This window comes from Pseudomonas sp. GD03842 (assembly GCF_029841165.1).
Lineage (GTDB): Bacteria > Pseudomonadota > Gammaproteobacteria > Pseudomonadales > Pseudomonadaceae > Aquipseudomonas.
Genome location: NZ_JAOCEA010000009.1, coordinates 202,259 through 220,040, shown reverse-complemented (window position 1 = coordinate 220,040; position 17,782 = coordinate 202,259). Strand labels below are relative to the sequence as shown.

The 17,782-nt window shown below is 61.5% G+C and carries 11 protein-coding genes and 2 tRNA genes; 5 read left to right on the top strand and 8 right to left on the bottom strand.

Translation table 11 applies throughout. The features are described from left to right. Positions 1-402 precede the first annotated feature (402 nt). Positions 403-2,961, top strand: coding sequence for a nitrite reductase large subunit NirB (gene nirB / locus N5D61_RS15150; protein WP_279893389.1), 2,559 nt, complete (start codon positions 403-405; stop codon positions 2,959-2,961). Beyond that, on the top strand, positions 2,958-3,341 hold the full coding sequence (gene nirD, locus N5D61_RS15145) for a nitrite reductase small subunit NirD (protein WP_177410975.1): 384 nt from the start codon (positions 2,958-2,960) through the stop codon (positions 3,339-3,341). Before nirB ends, nirD begins: the two co-directional genes overlap by 4 nt. A 321-nt stretch (positions 3,342-3,662) precedes the next feature. Here the strand turns inward: nirD and N5D61_RS15140 are convergent. After that, positions 3,663-3,739 (bottom strand) — tRNA-Asp (locus tag N5D61_RS15140). 19 nt (positions 3,740-3,758) lie between these two features. Then, positions 3,759-3,834, bottom strand: a tRNA-Val gene (locus N5D61_RS15135). A 159-nt stretch (positions 3,835-3,993) separates the two neighbouring features. On the opposite strand from N5D61_RS15135, the gene rdgC reads away from it, so the two are divergent. After that, positions 3,994-4,914: a recombination-associated protein RdgC gene (rdgC, locus tag N5D61_RS15130; protein ID WP_108235624.1), complete on the top strand. Its 921-nt coding sequence runs from the start codon at positions 3,994-3,996 to the stop codon at positions 4,912-4,914. A 153-nt stretch (positions 4,915-5,067) separates the two neighbouring features. Continuing rightward, positions 5,068-6,030: a bile acid:sodium symporter family protein gene (locus tag N5D61_RS15125; RefSeq protein WP_108235625.1), complete on the top strand. Its 963-nt coding sequence runs from the start codon at positions 5,068-5,070 to the stop codon at positions 6,028-6,030. 146 nt (positions 6,031-6,176) lie between these two features. On the opposite strand, the gene N5D61_RS15120 is transcribed toward N5D61_RS15125, so the two are convergent. After that, positions 6,177-8,048 (bottom strand): MFS transporter, encoded by a 1,872-nt coding sequence (locus N5D61_RS15120; RefSeq protein ID WP_279893388.1) that lies wholly within the window; start codon positions 8,046-8,048, stop codon positions 6,177-6,179. Between the two features lie 154 nt (positions 8,049-8,202). Next, on the bottom strand, positions 8,203-9,348 hold the full coding sequence (locus N5D61_RS15115; RefSeq protein WP_279893387.1) for a TDT family transporter: 1,146 nt from the start codon (positions 9,346-9,348) through the stop codon (positions 8,203-8,205). Positions 9,349-9,580: 232 nt separating this feature from the next. Here N5D61_RS15115 and N5D61_RS15110 point away from each other — a divergent pair, with 232 nt between their 5' ends. Beyond that, the gene (locus N5D61_RS15110) at positions 9,581-13,054 is read left to right on the top strand and encodes a PAS domain-containing hybrid sensor histidine kinase/response regulator (protein WP_108235628.1); all 3,474 of its coding nucleotides are present in this window, start codon (positions 9,581-9,583) and stop codon (positions 13,052-13,054) included. 107 nt (positions 13,055-13,161) lie between these two features. Here the strand turns inward: N5D61_RS15110 and N5D61_RS15105 are convergent, their stop codons facing one another. The 4 genes from N5D61_RS15105 to N5D61_RS15090 all read right to left on the bottom strand — a co-directional run bounded on the left by N5D61_RS15105 (position 13,162) and on the right by N5D61_RS15090 (position 17,779). Beyond that, positions 13,162-14,016, bottom strand: coding sequence for a DMT family transporter (locus tag N5D61_RS15105; RefSeq protein WP_279893386.1), 855 nt, complete (start codon positions 14,014-14,016; stop codon positions 13,162-13,164). Positions 14,017-14,408: 392 nt separating this feature from the next. Then, a complete protein-coding gene (locus tag N5D61_RS15100; RefSeq protein WP_279893385.1) occupies positions 14,409-15,791 on the bottom strand; it encodes an alginate export family protein in 1,383 nt (460 codons plus the stop codon). Between the two features lie 30 nt (positions 15,792-15,821). Beyond that, positions 15,822-16,736, bottom strand: a complete 915-nt coding sequence (locus N5D61_RS15095; protein WP_279893384.1) for a glyoxalase — start codon at positions 16,734-16,736, stop codon at positions 15,822-15,824. A 104-nt stretch (positions 16,737-16,840) separates the two neighbouring features. After that, entirely contained in the window at positions 16,841-17,779 is a 939-nt protein-coding gene (locus N5D61_RS15090) for an aspartyl/asparaginyl beta-hydroxylase domain-containing protein (RefSeq protein ID WP_108235631.1), read from the bottom strand. Positions 17,780-17,782: the final 3 nt, after the last annotated feature.

Genomic DNA, 17,782 nt, shown 5'->3' with positions numbered 1-17,782 from the left:
GACGGCTTCAGGCTGGGGCAATACGAACGCACATGCACCTTTTCCGTGCCAAATGTGATCGGCGTGTTCTGGGTTCTGCCCGCTTGATCGCAAGCAAGTCGCGGCGGTTTGTTCGTGGTGATCGCCTGCGTTTCCTGGCACCCGGGGGCGGTAAAGGGGCCGAGGGTCAACGAATCGGTAACCACTGGCACAACCGTTGCTTTGCTCTAACCATGTCCAGCCCATGTTGGCTGGCAGCCCCCGCCGATCAACGAGGATCCGCCAAGGGGCCACACAGGTTCCGCTGACAGCGCTGTCGAGCGGACCCCTTGAACAGAACAGGCAAAGGCGCCTGGAACCCATAGGTTCCGGGCGCCTTTTTTTTGCTTTCGAAAACCTGATTGGCCTAGGCCGGGACTCGAAATGAACGCTAATGTCGCCCCTCTTGAAGCTGTGCAGACCCTGATCGTCGTCGGTAATGGCATGGTCGGCCATCACTGCGTGGAGCAACTGATCGCTGCCGGTGCGCTCGACCGCTATCGTATCCACGTGTTTGGCGAAGAAGGCCAACGCGCTTACGACCGCGTTCACCTCTCCGAATACTTCACAGGCCGGGACGCCGAGTCACTGGCCTTGAGCGAGGCAATGCTTTACGAACGCCCTGGGCTCACCCTGCACCTGGGCGTGCCCGTGCTGGAAATCGACCGCGTCCGCCGTGAAGTGATCACCGCCCATGGCTGCTTTGGCTATGACAAGCTGGTGTTGGCGACAGGCTCGTACCCTTTCGTACCGCCAATCGAAGGCGCCGAAGGCCATTCGCGCTTGGTGTATCGCACCCTGAACGACCTTGACACCATTCGCGCCGCGGCCCGCCAGGCCAAACGCGGCGTGGTGGTCGGCGGTGGTCTGCTGGGCCTGGAAGCCGCCAATGCCCTCAAATCCCTGGGGCTGGAGGCCCATGTGGTGGAATTCGCCCCGCGCCTGATGCCGGTGCAACTCGATGACTTCGGCGGCGCGGCATTGAAGGCCCGTATCGAAGCGCTGGGCGTGGGCGTGCACCTGTCGCGAGCGACGCAATCGATCACGGCGGGAGAAACGTACCGCTACCGCATGAATTTCGCCTCAGATGAATACCTTGAAACCGACCTGATCGTATTTTCGGCAGGCATTCGGCCTCAGGACGCGCTTGCCCGCCAATGCGGCCTGGAACTGGGCCCTCGGGGCGGGATCGCCATCGACGAACATTGCCGTACCGGCGACGCCGACATTTTCGCCATCGGCGAGTGCGCGGCCTGGAACGGCAGCGTATTCGGCCTGGTCGCACCGGGGTATCAAATGGCACGCAATGTGGCCGCACAACTGTGCGGTCAAGCGGCCGAGCCGTTCTTCGGCGCCGATATGTCGACCAAGCTGAAGTTGCTGGGCGTCGATGTCGGCTCGATCGGCGATGCCCACGGCGCACTGGCCGGCGCACGCAGTTACCGCTTCATCGATGAGGCAACGGCCAGTTATCGCCGTCTGGTCGTCTCCGCCGATGGCAAGCGGGTACTCGGAGCGGTTTTGGTGGGCGACAACAGCTATTACGACACACTGCTGCAATACGCACAGAACGGCATAAAGCTGCCCGCCGACCCGGCCAGCCTGATCATGCCGCAGAGTGAAGGCGCCCCAACGCTGGGGGCCGATGCCCTTCCGGCCACGGCCACCGTGTGTTCCTGCCACAACGTCAGCAAGGGCTCGATCTGCTCGGCCATCGACAGCGGCTGCACGGACCTGGCGGCGATCAAGGCCTGCACCAAGGCAGCCACCGGGTGCGGCGGCTGTGCGGCCTTGTTGAAAAGCGTGTTCGAACACGAACTGACCGCTCGCGGCGTGGCCGTGGACAAAAGCCTGTGCGAGCACTTCGCCTATACCCGTCAGGAGCTATACGCCTTCGCTCGGGTCGAAAAAATCGAAACATTCGAAGACATGCTCACCCGTCACGGCAAGGGCCATCTTGGTTGCGACATCTGCAAGCCAGCGGTCGGCTCGATCCTTGCGTCTTGCTGGAACAAGCCGATCATGGACCCTTCATTGGTGCCCCTCCAGGACACGAACGACACATTCATGGCCAACATGCAGAAGAACGGCAGCTACTCGGTGGTGCCGCGCATTCCCGCTGGCGAGATCACCCCGGACGGCCTGATCGCGATTGGCGCGGTGGCGAAGAAATACGACCTGTACACCAAAATCACCGGCGGCCAGCGCATCGACCTGTTCGGCGCCCAGTTGCACGAATTGCCGGACATCTGGGCCGAGCTGATCGCCGCCGGGTTCGAGACGGGGCACGCCTATGGGAAGTCGACCCGCACGGTGAAATCCTGCGTGGGCAGCACGTGGTGTCGCTACGGCGTGCAGGACAGCGTGCAGATGGCATTGCGTATCGAGGACCGCTACAAGGGGCTGCGCTCGCCGCACAAACTGAAATTCGCGGTGTCGGGCTGCACCCGGGAATGCGCCGAAGCCCAGAGCAAGGACATTGGCGTGATCGCCACCGAAAATGGCTGGAACCTGTATGTGTGTGGCAACGGCGGTATGCGTCCGCGCCATGCCGAGCTTTTCGCCACCGACTTGGATGACGAGACGCTGATTCGCTACATCGACCGGGTGCTGATGTTCTACATCCGCACCGCTGACAAGCTGCAACGCACCTCGGTGTGGCGCGAATCGCTGGAGGGCGGGCTGGATTACCTGAAGGCCGTGGTCATCGACGACAGCCTGGGGCTGGCCGCCGAACTGGAGGGGCAGATGCAATGGGTGGTCGACCGCTACGAGTGTGAATGGGCCAACGCCCTCAAGAGTCCGGAAAAGCTCAAGCGCTTCCGTACCTTCGTCAACGATGCACGGCCAGACCCGGACATTCAGTTCATCAAGGAGCGCAGCCAACGCCGCCCGGCGCGCACTGATGACCTCAACCTGATTGCTGTGGAGATTTCACAATGAGCCCGATCGGTGCTGTCATGATGGACCCTTCCAGAAGCCAAGCCTGGCGCGCGGTGTGCGCCCGGGAGGATTTGGTACTCAACTCCGGTGTTGTTGCGCTGGTAGGCAATCAGCAAGTGGCGCTGTTTTACGTCGCCTGCATCAGCGGCACGCCCCAGTTGTTCGCGGTGGACAATCGCGACCCCGTGTCGGGGGTCAATGTGATTGGACGCGGGTTGATCGGCAGCGTCGCCGGCAGCCTGGTGATCGCCTCGCCGCTGTATAAGCAGCATTACCGGCTGGAAGATGGCGCATGCCTGGAAGACCCGACGCTCACGCTGCGCACTTGGCCGGCACGCTTGAATGGGGACGTGGTGGAGATTGATGTGCAAGGGCTTTGAGCTGCCCAGGTGGACTTAGGAGCGGTGCTTGCCCCGGGATCTGGCGCGAAGCGGCAGCAAGATCAGACACCTGGAGGGTGTCAGTCACACCGAGCTCGCAGGGTTTATTGCCGCTTCGCACCAGATCGCGAGACACGCCACGCGCCTACGTCCTTCGGGCTGAATCGGTCCAACACCGTTTGCTTCTATGGCAGCCCGGCGGTCAAGCAGAATCAAAAGCGAATCAGCATCGGGCAACGACCAAATTCCAGGCACAAAAAAACGACCCTAAGGTCGCTTTCTCTGTCGCATCGAGGAGTTCAAGGGCCTCGATACTCAATATGGCGCAGCGGACGGGACTCGAACCCGCGACCCCCGGCGTGACAGGCCGGTATTCTAACCGACTGAACTACCGCTGCGCGTAACACCTTCATCGAGTGGTGGGTGATGACGGGATCGAACCGCCGACCCTCTGCTTGTAAGGCAGATGCTCTCCCGGCTGAGCTAATCACCCTTGTCTCTCGGTGTGGCGCGCATTCTACGGAGCGTTCCTACCTCTGGCAAGCACTTTTTCAAATAATTTTTATAATCCTGCCAAAGGCTTACATCAGGGTTGGCCGCGGGGTCGCAGCAGCGAATAATGCCCCCCTTTGTATAAGGAGAGATGTAACCCATGTGGTTCAAAAACCTGCTCGTGTATCGCCTGACTCAGGATCTGCCATTTGACGCCGAGGCGCTGGAAACCGCACTGGCGACCAAGCCTGCACGCGCTTGTGCCAGCCAGGAGCTGACCACGTACGGTTTCATCGCGCCGTTCGGCAAGGGCGAGGACGCTCCGCTGGTGCACGTCAGCGGCGATTTCATGCTGGTCTCGGCCCGCAAGGAAGAGCGCATCCTGCCCGGCAGCGTGGTCAACGATGCGCTGAAAGAGAAAATCGAAGAAATCGAGACCGAGCAAATGCGCAAGGTCTATAAAAAGGAACGCGATCAGCTCAAGGATGAAATCGTCCAGGCGTTCCTGCCGCGTGCCTTCATTCGCAAATCCTCCACCTTCGCGGCCATCGCGCCGAAGCAAGGCCTGATCCTGGTCAACGCCTCCAGCCCGAAACGCGCCGAAGACCTGCTGTCGACCCTGCGTGAAGTGGTTGGCTCGCTGCCGGTGCGCCCGGTCACCGTCAAGACCGCGCCAACCGCGATCATGACCGACTGGGTCAAGACCGGCGAAACCGCCAACAACTTCTTCGTGCTGGACGAATGCGAACTGCGCGACACCCACGAAGACGGCGGCATCGTGAAGTGCAAGCGTCAAGACCTGACCAGCGACGAAATCCAGCTGCACCTGAGCACGGGCAAGGTCGTCACCCAACTGTCCCTGGCCTGGCAAGACAAATTATCGTTCGTGCTGGACGACAAACTGAGCGTCAAGCGCCTGAAATTCGAAGACCTGCTCCAGGATCAGGCCGAGCAGGATGGCGGCGACGACGCGTTGGGCCAGCTCGATGCCAGCTTCACTTTGATGATGCTGACCTTCGGCGAATTCCTGCCAGAACTGTTCGAAGCACTGGGTGGCGAAGAGATTCCGCAGGGGATCTGAGCCCGTAAAATCTAACGCCGCAACCCTGTAGGAGCGCTTGCCCGCGATTGCGGTGTGTCAGACGCATAGAAGCTGTATGACACACCGCAATGGCGGGCAAGCGCGCTCCTACAGGTTGGAATCTGTGTCTATTAACAATAAAAGGAGCAAGCCATGCGTGCGCTGGCTGCATTGAGTCGTTTTGTCGGCAACACCTTCGCCTACTGGGTGCTGCTGTTCGCCGTCCTGGCGTTCCTGTTTCCGACCTGGTTCATCAGCCTCAAGACCCTGATCGTTCCGCTGCTGGGGCTGGTCATGTTCGGCATGGGCTTGACCCTGAAGCTTGAAGACTTCGCTGAGGTCGTTCGCCATCCCTGGCGCGTAGCGCTGGGCGTCGTCGCCCATTTCGTGATCATGCCAGGGGTGGCGTGGCTGCTGTGCCAGGTGTTCCATCTGCCGGCGGAAATCGCCGTCGGGGTGATTCTGGTCGGTTGCTGTCCGAGCGGCACGTCATCCAACGTCATGACCTGGCTGGCCAAAGGCGACCTGGCGCTCTCGGTCGCCATCGCTGCCGTGACCACCCTCCTCGCCCCGCTGCTGACCCCGGCGCTGATCTGGCTGCTGGCTTCCGCCTGGTTACCGGTGTCCTTCATGGATATGTTCTGGTCGATCCTGCAATTCGTGATGCTGCCCATCATCCTCGGCGTGATCGCCCAGCGCGTGCTCGGCGAAAAAGTCAGTTATGCCGTCGATGTGCTGCCGCTGATTTCGGTGGTCAGTATCGTGATGATCGTCTGCGCCGTGGTGGCCGCCAGCCAGGCGAAGATCGCCGAATCCGGTCTGCTGATCATGGCCGTGGTCGTCCTGCACAACAGCTTCGGTTTCCTGCTGGGCTACTTCACCGGCAAGCTGTTCAAACTGCCGCTGCCGCAACGCAAGTCGCTGGCCTTGGAAGTCGGCATGCAGAACTCCGGCCTGGGCGCCGCACTGGCCAGCGCCCACTTCTCGCCACTGGCGGCAGTGCCCAGCGCGCTGTTCAGCGTGTGGCACAACATATCCGGGGCGTTGCTTTCGACGTATTTCAGGAAAATGGCGCCGGATGATGCCGTGACGGAAGACCGGCCGGTGGTGGGCTGATCCGTATCATCCGATACCCCGCTCGATACCGTGAGAGCGAATTCATTCGCGATGCAAGGGTGCTGGCGATAACGGCGCTCCAGCCTACGTCGATATCGCCTGATGCCCAGAGGAACGGCACTCCGATTCTCCTCGGAGTGCCTTGACTAGCGCACATCCCCTCTCAACGCCGCCACTCGTTCGCGCACCGCTGCAGGTTGCGAGGCATCCCCCGCAATCGCAGGCCCCGCCACCAGCGTCACCCGCGACCACAACCGCCGAAACACACCTTTATTGGGGTCTCGGCTGAAGAAGCTGCCCCACAGCCCTTGCAACGCCAGGGGAATCACCGGCACATGGGTTTCCTCCAGCACGCGGGTCATGCCACCTTTGAACGCGTCGATTTCACCTGTGGTGGTCAGTTTTCCTTCGGGGAAAATGCACACCAGCTCGCCGTCTTCAAGGTATTCGGCGATACGTTTGAACGCCTGGTCGTAGATGAGCAGGTCCTCGCCCCGCCCGGCAATCGGAATCGCGCCCGCCGTGCGGAAGATGAAGTTGAGCACCGGCAGGTTGAAGATTTTGTAGTACATGACGAAACGGATAGGCCGACGCACCGAACCTGCGATCAGCAGCGCATCGACGAACGACACATGGTTGCAAACCAGCAGCGCCGCGCCCTCATCAGGGATTTGCTCAAGGTCGCGATGCTCGACGCGGTACATGGAATGGCTGAGCAGCCAGATCATGAAGCGCATGGTGAATTCGGGGACGATCTTGAAGATGTAAGCGTTGACCGCGATGTTCATCAGCGAGATGACCAGGAACAGCTGCGGGATCGACATTTTCACCACGCTGAGAAAGATGATCGACACGATCGCCGACACCACCATGAACAGCGCATTGAGAATGTTGTTGGACGCGATCACCCGCGAGCGTTCTTTCTCCGGGGTGCGGGACTGGATCAGGGCGTACAGCGGCACGATATAGAAGCCGCCGAAAATGCCGATACCGAGGACGTCCAGCAACACCCACCACGCCTGGTCGTAACTCAGGACGGCCAGCCAGTCGTTGTCCTGGACGTTTTGCGGGAATCCCCCCGAGTGCCACCACAGCAACAGCCCGAATACCGTCAGGCCCATGGAGCCGAATGGGACCAGGCCGATTTCCACTTTGTGGCCCGACAACCGCTCGCAGAGCAAGGAACCCGCGGCGATGCCGATAGAAAAGACCGTCAGGATCAGGGTGACGACGGTTTCGTCGCCGTAAAGAAATTCCTTGGCATAGGCCGGGATCTGGGTCAGATAAATCGCGCCGACGAACCAGAACCAGGAATTGCCGACGATGGAGCGGGACACCGCTTTGGTCTGCCCCAGGCCGAGTTTGAGGGTGGCCCAGGATTCGCTGAAAATGTTCCAGTTCAGGCGCAGGTCGGGCGTGGCGGCCGCTGCCGGGGGGATGCTTCGGCTGGCGAGGTACCCCAGACACGCCACCGCGACCATGGCGGTGGACACCACCGGTGCGTAGTGCGTCGTCGACATCATGATCCCGGCAGCGATGGTGCCCGCCAGAATGGCCAGAAAAGTGCCCATTTCCACCAGCCCGTTGCCACCCACCAGTTCGTTTTCATGCAAATGCTGGGGCAGGATCGAGTACTTCACCGGGCCGAACAGCGCCGAATGGGTGCCCATGGCGAACAACGCCGCGAGCATCAGTGACAGGTGGTCGAAGAGGAACCCGAGCGCCCCGACCAGCATGATGCCGATCTCCAGCGCCTTGATCATGCGGATCAACCTGTCCTTGGGGTATTTCTCGCCAAATTGCCCAGCCAGTGCCGAAAACAGGAAGAAGGGCAGGATGAACAGCAAGGCGCAGAGGTTGACGTAAATCGATCGGTCACCGTCGAGGGTCAGCTTGTAGAGAATGGCAAGGATCAGCGATTGCTTGAAGATGTTGTCATTGAACGCCCCAAGGGACTGGGTCACGAAAAACGGCAAAAAGCGCCGCTTGCCCAACAAACTGAACTGCGTCTGACTCATCGTCCGTGGTCCTGAATAGCGCCGTGCTCGGCTTTTTGAATGCAGCTTCGGGAGGACGCCACAGCGCCGACCCGAGCCACATTGAAAACGCTGGCCGAGGGGATGTCGATCATTTCAGGGCAAATGTGCTTCGCTCCGCCAGATCTGAGGGCAATCAGCCACGCGATCTGGCGATGCAAGGTGAAACGAACAGCTCGCCTTTGTAGGCCCCCACCAGCGTTCGCTTCATGATGACCAGCCACAACGTTGCCAGCCCGATCACCAATACGCTGCCGAGCACGGCGAAGAATTCCAGATGCAGCACGCTGCCCAGCCTCAGGGTGGTCAGGGCAAACACACCGAGTGGGAAGGTGAACGCCCACCAGCCCAGATTGAACGGGATGCCGTTGCGCAGGTAACGCAGGGTGATCAGCACGGCGAGCAGCAGCCACCACACACCGACGCCCCACAGTACGATGCCTGCGATCAAGCCCAGCCCTGCCGCAACGTCGCCGATGCCGGGCAACCCATTGGCGGCAAAAATGGCTGGTGAGTCAGCGCCCAATACCAACAGGCCAAACGCCCCGGTGCTGATCGGTCCGAGCGCCAGCCAACTCGATGCGGCCATGTTGGCGTGGGGCAACTTGTGCAGCGCCATGCGCAGCACCAGGATCGTCAGAATGCTGAATGCCACCGGCACCGACAGCCCCCACAGCACATAGCCGGTGACGAGGACGTTGAACTGACGGTGCGCGTCCGTCAGATGCGGCGCCAGCAAACCGCCGCTGGCCGCAGCGACTTCCGCGGCCACCACCGGTAACAGCCAGACGGCGGTCATCTGATCGATGCTGTGCTCTTGGCGAGTGAACATCAAGAATGGAATCAATATGCCGCAGGCCAATGCCATCACCACATCGACCCACCACAGCATCTCGGCCAGGGGCATCACCGCGCTGCCCCAACGGGGCAGACCGAAAATCAACAGCCCATTGATGAGGGTGGCCAAGCCCATCGGGACAGTGCCGAAAAACATCGAAACCGTTGAATGCCCGAAGATCCGCCGCGCTTCATCGAAAAACATCACCCAGCGGGCGGCGTATAGAAAACCGAAGATCAGGAACAGGACGACATCGAAGCACCACAACGCCTCGGCCAGTGACCACAGGCCGGGCACCGGAAAAGGAAGCTGGGTCAGGGCCGCTGACAGAACCCCTGTGCCCATGGTCGCAGCGAACCAATTCGGGGTGAACTGGCGAATGACTTCAAGGGGGTGGCTCAATTGGCCGAAGGGTTTGGGCAGCAGAAACAAGGGGTGACTCATGGACGGCTCCTCTCCTCTCGTGAGGTGGTCACCATATTAAATTGCCCACTGTTATCGACTAAGCGGGTAATTTCTCTATCAGTCATAGATTTTACAGATATGCGAAATCAGTCCCCTGCGACACCCCGCCGCTGCGACCTTGGTCGAGAAAGACGAACGCCACTCGCCATGCGAGACTGTCCAACCGGTGAAGGATCACCGCCGATTGTCGTTGCCCGAATTCGGAGTCGTCATGTCACTGTCCAGCGGATTGATCGCTGCCGTCGCCCTGGCCTATATGGCCATCATGTTCGCCATCGCCTTCTACGGCGACCGGCGCAGCGCAGCCTTGCCGCCGCGTCTGCGCGCGTGGGTGTACAGCCTGTCGTTGGCGGTGTACTGCACCAGTTGGACCTTCTTCGGCGCGGTCGGCCAGGCTGCTGAACAACTGTGGTCGTTTTTGCCGATCTACCTGGGCCCCATCGTCATGATGGTGCTGGCGCCCTGGGTGATGCAGAAGATGGTGCTGATCAGTAAACAGGAAAACATCACCTCCATCGCCGACTTCATCGCCGCCCGTTACGGCAAATCCCAGACACTGGCGGTGGTGGTGGCACTGATCTGCCTGATCGGCGTGCTCCCTTACATCGCGCTGCAACTCAAAGGCATCGTGCTGGGGGTGAACATTCTGATCGGCGCGGGAGCCGACGCCACCGGCACGCGCGCACAGGACACGGCGCTGATCGTGTCGCTGGTGCTGGCACTGTTCACCATCGTCTTCGGCACGCGCAATCTGGACGCCACCGAGCACCACCGGGGCATGGTGCTGGCCATCGCATTCGAATCACTGGTCAAGCTGTTCGCGTTCATGGCCGTAGGCGTGTTCGTGACGTTCGGCCTGTATGACGGGGTCGACGATCTGTTCAATCAGGCCATGCTGGCACCGCGGCTGGAGGCGTACTGGGAGGAAACCATCAACTGGCCGTCGATGGTGGTGCAGACCGGCGTGGCGATGATGGCCATCGTGTGCCTGCCCCGGCAGTTTCATGTCACCGTCGTGGAAAACATCGAACCGCAGGACCTGCGCCTGGCCAAGTGGGTGTTCCCGACCTACCTGCTGCTCGCCGGCCTGTTCGTGGTGCCGATCGCCCTCGCCGGGCAGATGCTGCTGCCCACCTCGGTACTGCCTGACTCCTTCGTGATCAGCGTGCCATTGGCCCATGCTCACCCGGCTCTGGCCATGCTGGCGTTCATCGGCGGCGCGTCGGCCGCCACCGGCATGGTGATCGTCGCCAGCGTCGCGCTGTCGACCATGGTGTCCAACGACATGCTGCTGCCTTGGCTGTTACGGCGCAAAACGGCCGAACGCCCCTTCGAAGTCTTCCGCTACTGGATGCTCTCGGTCCGTCGGGTCAGCATCGTCGTGATTCTGCTGCTGGCGTACGTCAGCTATCGCCTGTTGGGTTCGACGGCCAGCCTGGCCACCATCGGGCAGATCGCCTTCGCCGCGATCACGCAACTGGCCCCGGCCATGATCGGCGCCCTCTACTGGAAGCCTGCCAACCGCCGCGGTGTGTTCGCGGGTCTGGCGGCGGGGGTGTTCATCTGGTTCTACACCCTGGTGCTGCCATTGGCCACGCACAGCATGGGCTGGTCGTTGAACAGTTTTCCACTCCTGGCTTGGCTGCACGGCAATCCATTCAACCTGCCGATTTCTCCATTGACGCAAGGCGTGGTGCTGTCGATGGCGGGGAATTTCGCCTTGTTCGTGTGGGTGTCCCTGCTCTCGCGGACCCGCGTCTCCGAGCACTGGCAGGCCGGGCGGTTCATTGGCCAGGAGTTGAACGCGCGCCCTCACCAGCGCTCTCTGCTGGCCGTGCAAATCGAAGACTTGCTCAAACTGTCGGCACGTTTCGTCGGCGAAGAACGCGCGCAACAGAGCTTCATTCGCTTCGCCTACCGGCAAGGCAAGGGCTTCAATCCGAATCAGAACGCCAACGGTGAGTGGATCGCCCACACCGAGCGCCTGCTGTCTGGCGTACTGGGGACGTCGTCCACACGCGCGGTGGTCAAAGCCGCCATCGAAGGCCGCGACATGCAGCTTGAAGATGTGGTGCGCATCGCCGACGAGGCGTCGGAAGTCCTGCAATTCAACCGCGCGCTGTTGCAAGGGGCCATCGAGAACATCACCCAAGGCATCAGCGTGGTGGATCAGTCCTTGAGGCTGGTGGCCTGGAACGACCGCTATCTCGAACTGTTCAACTACCCGGACGGGCTGATCAGCGTGGGCCGGCCGATTGCCGACATCATCCGGTACAACGCCGAGCGCGGCCTGCTGGGCCCGGGTGAGGCGGAAGTGCATGTCGCCCGGCGTCTGCACTGGATGCGCCAGGGTCGTGCCCACACCTCCGAGCGCCTGTTTCCCAACGGCCGTGTGATCGAGCTGATCGGCAACCCCATGCCAGGGGGTGGGTTCGTCATGAGCTTCACCGACATCACGGCCTTCCGCGACGCCGAGCAGGCGCTCAAGGGCGCCAACGAAAGCCTCGAACAGCGCGTGGCCGAACGGACCCGCGAGCTCTCGCAATTGAACCTGGCCCTGACCGAGGCCAAGGCCCACGCCGAAGCGGCCAACCAGTCCAAGACGCGCTTCCTGGCGGCGGTCAGCCACGACCTGATGCAACCCATGAACGCCGCACGGCTGTTTTCCGCAGCGCTGCTGCACGTTGACGAGCGCATCCCGGAGGAGGCCTTGAAACTGATCCAGCACCTGGACAGTTCGTTACGCTCCGCCGAAGACCTGATCAGCGATTTGCTCGACATTTCCCGGCTGGAAAACGGCAAGTTCACGCCGACCATCACACCTTTTCCCCTCAACAACCTGTTCGACACCCTCGGTGCCGAATTCAAGGCGCTGGCGCACGAGCAAGGCTTGAGCTTTCGAGTGCGCGGCAGTCACTTGCGCGTGGCCAGCGACGCCAAGCTGCTGCGCCGGGTGCTGCAAAACTTCCTGACCAACGCCTTCCGCTACGCCAAAGGGCCGATCCTGCTGGGAGTGCGACGCAAGGGGGCGAACGTGAGCCTGGAGGTGTGGGACCGAGGCCCGGGCATTCCCGAAGACAAACGTCAGGTGATCTTCGAGGAGTTCAAACGCCTGGACAGCCATCAGACCCGCGCTGAAAAGGGTCTTGGGCTGGGGCTGGCGATTGCCGATGGCCTGTGCCGCGTGTTGGGGCACACGCTGGAGGTGCGCTCTTGGCCAGGCCAAGGCAGCGTGTTCAGTGTCGAGGTGCCGCTGGCGCGTACGCAAGACGTGCCGCAAGCCGAGGGGACAGAACCGAAGAAAGCCGCTCTCAACGGAACGCAGGTGCTGTGCATCGATAATGAAGACAGCATCCTCATCGGGATGAACAGCCTGCTCAGCCGCTGGGGTTGCCAAGTGTGGACGGCGCGCAATCGCGACGAATGCCAGGCCCTGCTCAACGAGGGCGTACGCCCTCATCTGGCGCTGGTGGATTACCACCTGGACCACGGCGAAACCGGCACTGATCTGATGGCCTGGCTGCGCACGCAGTTGGGCGAGCCGGTGCCCGGCGTGTTGATCAGTGCCGATGGTCGTCCGGAACTGGTGGCGCAGGTGCACGCCGCGGGGCTGGACTACCTGGCCAAACCGGTGAAGCCTGCCGCACTGCGTGCGTTGCTGAGCCGCCACGTCAGCCTGAGTTGATTGACCCCCGCGCTAGCAGAAACAGGGGGCGGCGGCTGACGAAACGCCATCGCCCCCTAGCGTTGAGCGAGATCCACGGTGACCGCAACAACGGTCACCGCGAGCCGCTACTTCGACTTGCGGAACACGAACATCAGCCCCACCACGATCAACACCATGCCCAATACGCTCAACAACGCCAGGCGATTGCCGAAGATCAGGTAATCCATAATGGCGGTCACTGCGGGCACCAGATAGAAAAGACTGGTGACATTGACCAGGTTGCCCTGGGCGATCAGTCGGTACAGCAAGAAGGTCGCCAAGACCGAAACCACCAGCCCCATATACAGCACAGGCACGTAGAAGCCGACGCTGTGCTCGAAGTGGAAGGGTTGAAACGGCACGAAGGCCGCGCACACCAGCGTTCCAGCGAAATACTGAACCGGCAGGGTGCCGAGCGGGTTGTCGGTGATGCGTTTCTGCATGATCGAGCCGCCGGTCATGGCCAACATGCCCAGCACGCCGAACAGCATGCCGGCCAGGGATCCACCATCGCCAATCCCTTGGAACACCACCAACACCAGACCGGCCAGCCCCAAGCTCAAGCCGAACATCCTCGACACTGAACGGCTGCGCTCCACCATGACGGCGGTGAGAATCGGCTGCACGCCCATGATGGTCGCCATGACCCCCGGCGCCACTTTCATGTCCAGTGCCAGCAGATAACAGATTTGGTAGGCGCCCAGCAGCACGGCACCCGTCATCAGGGCGAAGCGCATCGGCTGGCCGGTGGCGGGCAGCCTGTAGCCCAGGGAGGGAATCAGAATGGCCAGCGCGATCAGCGCCAGTACGAATCGGAACAACAGAAAGGCAAAGGGCGATGCGTGGGTCAGACCCCACTTGGAAACGATCGCTCCGCTGCTCCACAGCAGAACGAACAGGGTCGTCGTGGCCAGCGAGGCCAGGGCTTTGTTAGCGAACATGGTGTCACCTGTGATTCAGACAAAATCGGACCCGGCGCGAAACCGGATTCACATACGTTTTGTTGGGTGTTGCAGGCGAGGATCGACAGCGTGAGAAGCGTCGATCAGCCCAGCACAACCACGGCAGGCGGTGCGACGACGCACACGACCGGGCTGCTCACAGGAGAAGGTGGAGGGTAACGCGTGATAAAGGCGACTTGCATGCACCCGCACGGATCGGCAGCAGCGACGGCTGCGGCGTGGAACGCGATGTGTGGGCCGAATGCAGGCATTGTCTGCGCCTTTGAGAAAGAGGAGTACCAGGACATTGCAACGTGTTGCAGTACCGGCGACGACTATACCCAGCCGACCGGCACCCATGCAACCGCCAATTGCGACACCGGCCCTGAGGGTCACCAACTGAATTTCAACTCGACCCCCAGGTAGTTGCTGTCATGCCCCCCGGCATCTCGCACTGCCTGCCCGACGTCATAGTGCACCGCCTCGATCGCACCGCTCAGGTTACGGGTGAAGGCGTAATCGGTCCGCACTTGACCGTAGGCACCCGTCCAGCGGCTGCCCTGCCCCGCCGTCCCGGCGATGGCAATATTGGGCTGCACGTAGACCGCATCCTCGGTGGTCTCGCGCCACTGCAGGCCGATGGCGGTCTGCACACTGAGCTTGGTAATGGGTTTGACGGTGATCGATGGCTTGATATGAAGAATGTTCGCGTACCCGGTGTAGCCACCCAATGAAAAGTAATAGCCATTGGGGAACAGCGGGTTGAACGTTCCCAGCGTCCCGTCACCGCGCTGCCGGTCGCCCGACGCAGCGTCCAGTTGCAGGCCAAGGCGCGGCGTCCAGGTCGTGTCCGAGAAGGTATACCCCACCCGGCTGCCCGCCGCCCAGGCCCGAATGCTTTTGGAACCGACCGAACCGGTCTGCCCCATGGCCTCGAGGTCCCAGTCATAACCTGCCGCCGATCCGCCCAGGCGGGCGTCGAAAATGTTTCGATGCTCGGCCCCGTCAGCGTCCAGATAGCTGGCCTCGTCGCGCTCGAACAGGCCGACGTAGGCCGACAGCTCGTTACTGCCACCGACGAGCCGCTCGACGCGCAAGAGGTGAAAGCGGAAGTCATGATTAGAGCGGTCGTCGAAATGGCGCTCGTCCTGATACTGCACCGGTCGGCTGGCGATCCCGATGAATCGCCACAGCCCGGTTTCCCAATCCGCCCACAGGGCATCGAACGACTGCCGCACGTTCGGGCCATCACGGGAAGAAATGAAACGCTGCAGGTCGAACGCGAAATCCTGCCGCCCGACCCGCGCCTTGAAGGTGTTGTCGCCAAAGGTATTGATGTACTCGAGAAAAGCCAGACGCAGGTCCGTACGGTTCTGGTCCGCACCGCCAAGGGTGGTCTTGTCGTAGGCGCGCACGTCCTCGAGCTGGGTGAACAGCCGCCAGTTTTCATTGAAATGCAGATCCGCGTGGACCTGAAAACGCTGCAGCAGGTAGGCATCGCGTGCGATGTTTCGCGTGCCGAAACTACTGGCGTCGTTCATTTCGAAACGTTCGCGCAACGTACTGCCCAAGGACAGGTACGTGTGCGGATCGTCGCCGGACAACGGGATGTACTTCAGGCTGTCCAGCGGCTCGGTGCGCAGGGCCGGATCCGCCAGCACCGACCAGTCTTCCTGCCAGCGGTTGGTCTTGATGACCGGACGCGATGCGCCGTCGGCGGCGTGGGCCTGAGCACCGATGAGCGGCAGGCTGAAGGCCAGCCAGACACCGCTCAAGCTCCGCCGGATTCCTGTACAAGCCACCCGTCAGCCCGCGGTGTTGAGTTGATGGATTTCAGCGACATAGCCCCCGGGAAACTCGACCACTGCGGCCTGCCGACCTTCGCTGGTGAATGGCTCGACGAGGGTTTTCACGCCCGCCGCCGCGGCCTTGCCCAAGGTCTCTTTCAAATTACTGACTTCGTAACCGGTGGTGTCGTGGCCGAACGGATACGGCAGGTGACCGTCAGTGGCCAGCACGACCATCTTGCCGAAGGGCGATTCGATGCGGATGCGTTCGTAGGTCACATCGGCACGCCCGATTTCCACGCCCGGCGCTTTCTTCGTGTCGTTCACCACTTTGCCCTGGGAGAACGCCAAGAAGGATTTGACGAAGGCCGGTGCGCGGTCTTTGGAGACGTAGACGCGGTTTTCCGGAACCGTCTGGAACGGCGCGTAGTTCGGCGTTTTGGTGTGCCAGTAGAGCTGCATATTGACGCCGCCCGGCCATTGGACCACGGCGTCACGGCCAATCGGATCAGGGAAATCGGAAACGATCACGTCGGCCCCCGCCTTGCGGGCTTCCTTGAGCGCGACGTCCATGTCTTTCACCAGGTAGCCATTGCGCTCCTGACCGAACGGGTGAGGAATGGGTGTCGTGAAACCGAACAGCGACACCGTGCCCACCGGCGTCTGGATCAATTGCGACGTGGTGCTGCTGGGTACGGGCAACACGTTGACGACCACCTGCGGCGTGCTCTGCCCTCCGAAGGTCGCCGTGAAACTCTGCACGAAACGGTCGACATCCGCAGGGGCGACATAGACGTGGGTGGTGTCATATTGCGGCGCCACGGCGACCGCGACCGGCCCCGGCTGGGCGAAGACGGCAGGCGCCACCGCCAAAGGCCCGGCAAGGCCAAGAACAGTGGCGGAAATCATCAGAAATCGAGCGCGCATACACATCTTCTCCAGGAGCGAACAGTGCGCTCATGGTCGATGCGTGGGCCGGTACGGGATTGAATGGACGTGCTATTAACCCGAAGGCTCTGGCGCGCCCTCCGACAAACCTAGCCGAACAGCCAGTAACCCAGCAGCGTCAGCACCGCCACCGCCAGCACCGGACGCAGGATGCGATAGGCCTTGGGGTTGGCGCGCTTGAACTGCTTGACCTTGCCGCTGATCACGTTGCTGAAGCGTTTGCTGAACGCGTAGGCCTGGTTGATACCGCCCACCCGCTCGTCATCGGTGTTCTGCGGCGCAGTGGCGCGACCGAGAAATGCGCTGACGCTGCGGTTGACGCGAGTCATGAAACGGTTGCTCAGTGGCCGCTCGATGTCACAGAACAGGATCACCCGAGTCATCTCGGTTTCGTTCTTGACCCAATGCACGTAGGTCTCGTCGAACATCACGTCTTCCCCGTCGCGCCAGGCGTAGACCTTGCCGTCGACGAAAATCCGGCAGTCATCGGAGTTCGGCGTGGACAAGCCCAAGTGGTAGCGCAGGGAACCGGCGAACGGATCGCGATGCGGGTTCAAATGGCTGCCGCCTGGCAGCAGCGCGAACATGGCGCCCTTGACGTTGGGGATGCGGCTGACCAGTTCGACCGTCTTCGGGCACAGCGCCTCGGCCGATGGCAGCGGTTTGTCGTACCACTTAAGGTAAAAACGCTTCCAGCCTTTCTTGAAGAACGATCCGAAGCCGGCGTCGTTATCCTTGGCGGCGGCGCGAATGTAGCCTTCGTCGAACAGGTGCATGGCCTCGTCACGGATGACTTCCCAGTTGTCCTTGAGCACGTCCAGCTCCGGGAACTTGCTGCGGTCCAGGTACGGTTTGGACGGCACACTGGAAAACAGGTACATCAGGGCGTTGTAGGGTGCGAACAATGCAGAGTGGTTCACGAATTGGCGCAATACCGGCAGACGCGCCTTGCCGCGCAAGTGCACGTACAGCGTGCTACCCAAAAACAGCAGCAGAATCGCCGCTTTGGCAGCAAAAGAAAGGGTCATGAA

Coding starts and splice junctions, on each gene's coding strand:
- nirB (WP_279893389.1), top strand. CDS start 403: ATGAACGCTAATGTCGCCCCTCTTGAAGCTGTGCAGACCCTGATCGTC.
- nirD (WP_177410975.1), top strand. CDS start 2,958: ATGAGCCCGATCGGTGCTGTCATGATGGACCCTTCCAGAAGCCAAGCC.
- rdgC (WP_108235624.1), top strand. CDS start 3,994: ATGTGGTTCAAAAACCTGCTCGTGTATCGCCTGACTCAGGATCTGCCA.
- N5D61_RS15125 (WP_108235625.1), top strand. CDS start 5,068: ATGCGTGCGCTGGCTGCATTGAGTCGTTTTGTCGGCAACACCTTCGCC.
- N5D61_RS15120 (WP_279893388.1), bottom strand. CDS start 8,048: ATGAGTCAGACGCAGTTCAGTTTGTTGGGCAAGCGGCGCTTTTTGCCG.
- N5D61_RS15115 (WP_279893387.1), bottom strand. CDS start 9,348: ATGAGTCACCCCTTGTTTCTGCTGCCCAAACCCTTCGGCCAATTGAGC.
- N5D61_RS15110 (WP_108235628.1), top strand. CDS start 9,581: ATGTCACTGTCCAGCGGATTGATCGCTGCCGTCGCCCTGGCCTATATG.
- N5D61_RS15105 (WP_279893386.1), bottom strand. CDS start 14,016: ATGTTCGCTAACAAAGCCCTGGCCTCGCTGGCCACGACGACCCTGTTC.
- N5D61_RS15095 (WP_279893384.1), bottom strand. CDS start 16,736: ATGTGTATGCGCGCTCGATTTCTGATGATTTCCGCCACTGTTCTTGGC.
- N5D61_RS15090 (WP_108235631.1), bottom strand. CDS start 17,779: ATGACCCTTTCTTTTGCTGCCAAAGCGGCGATTCTGCTGCTGTTTTTG.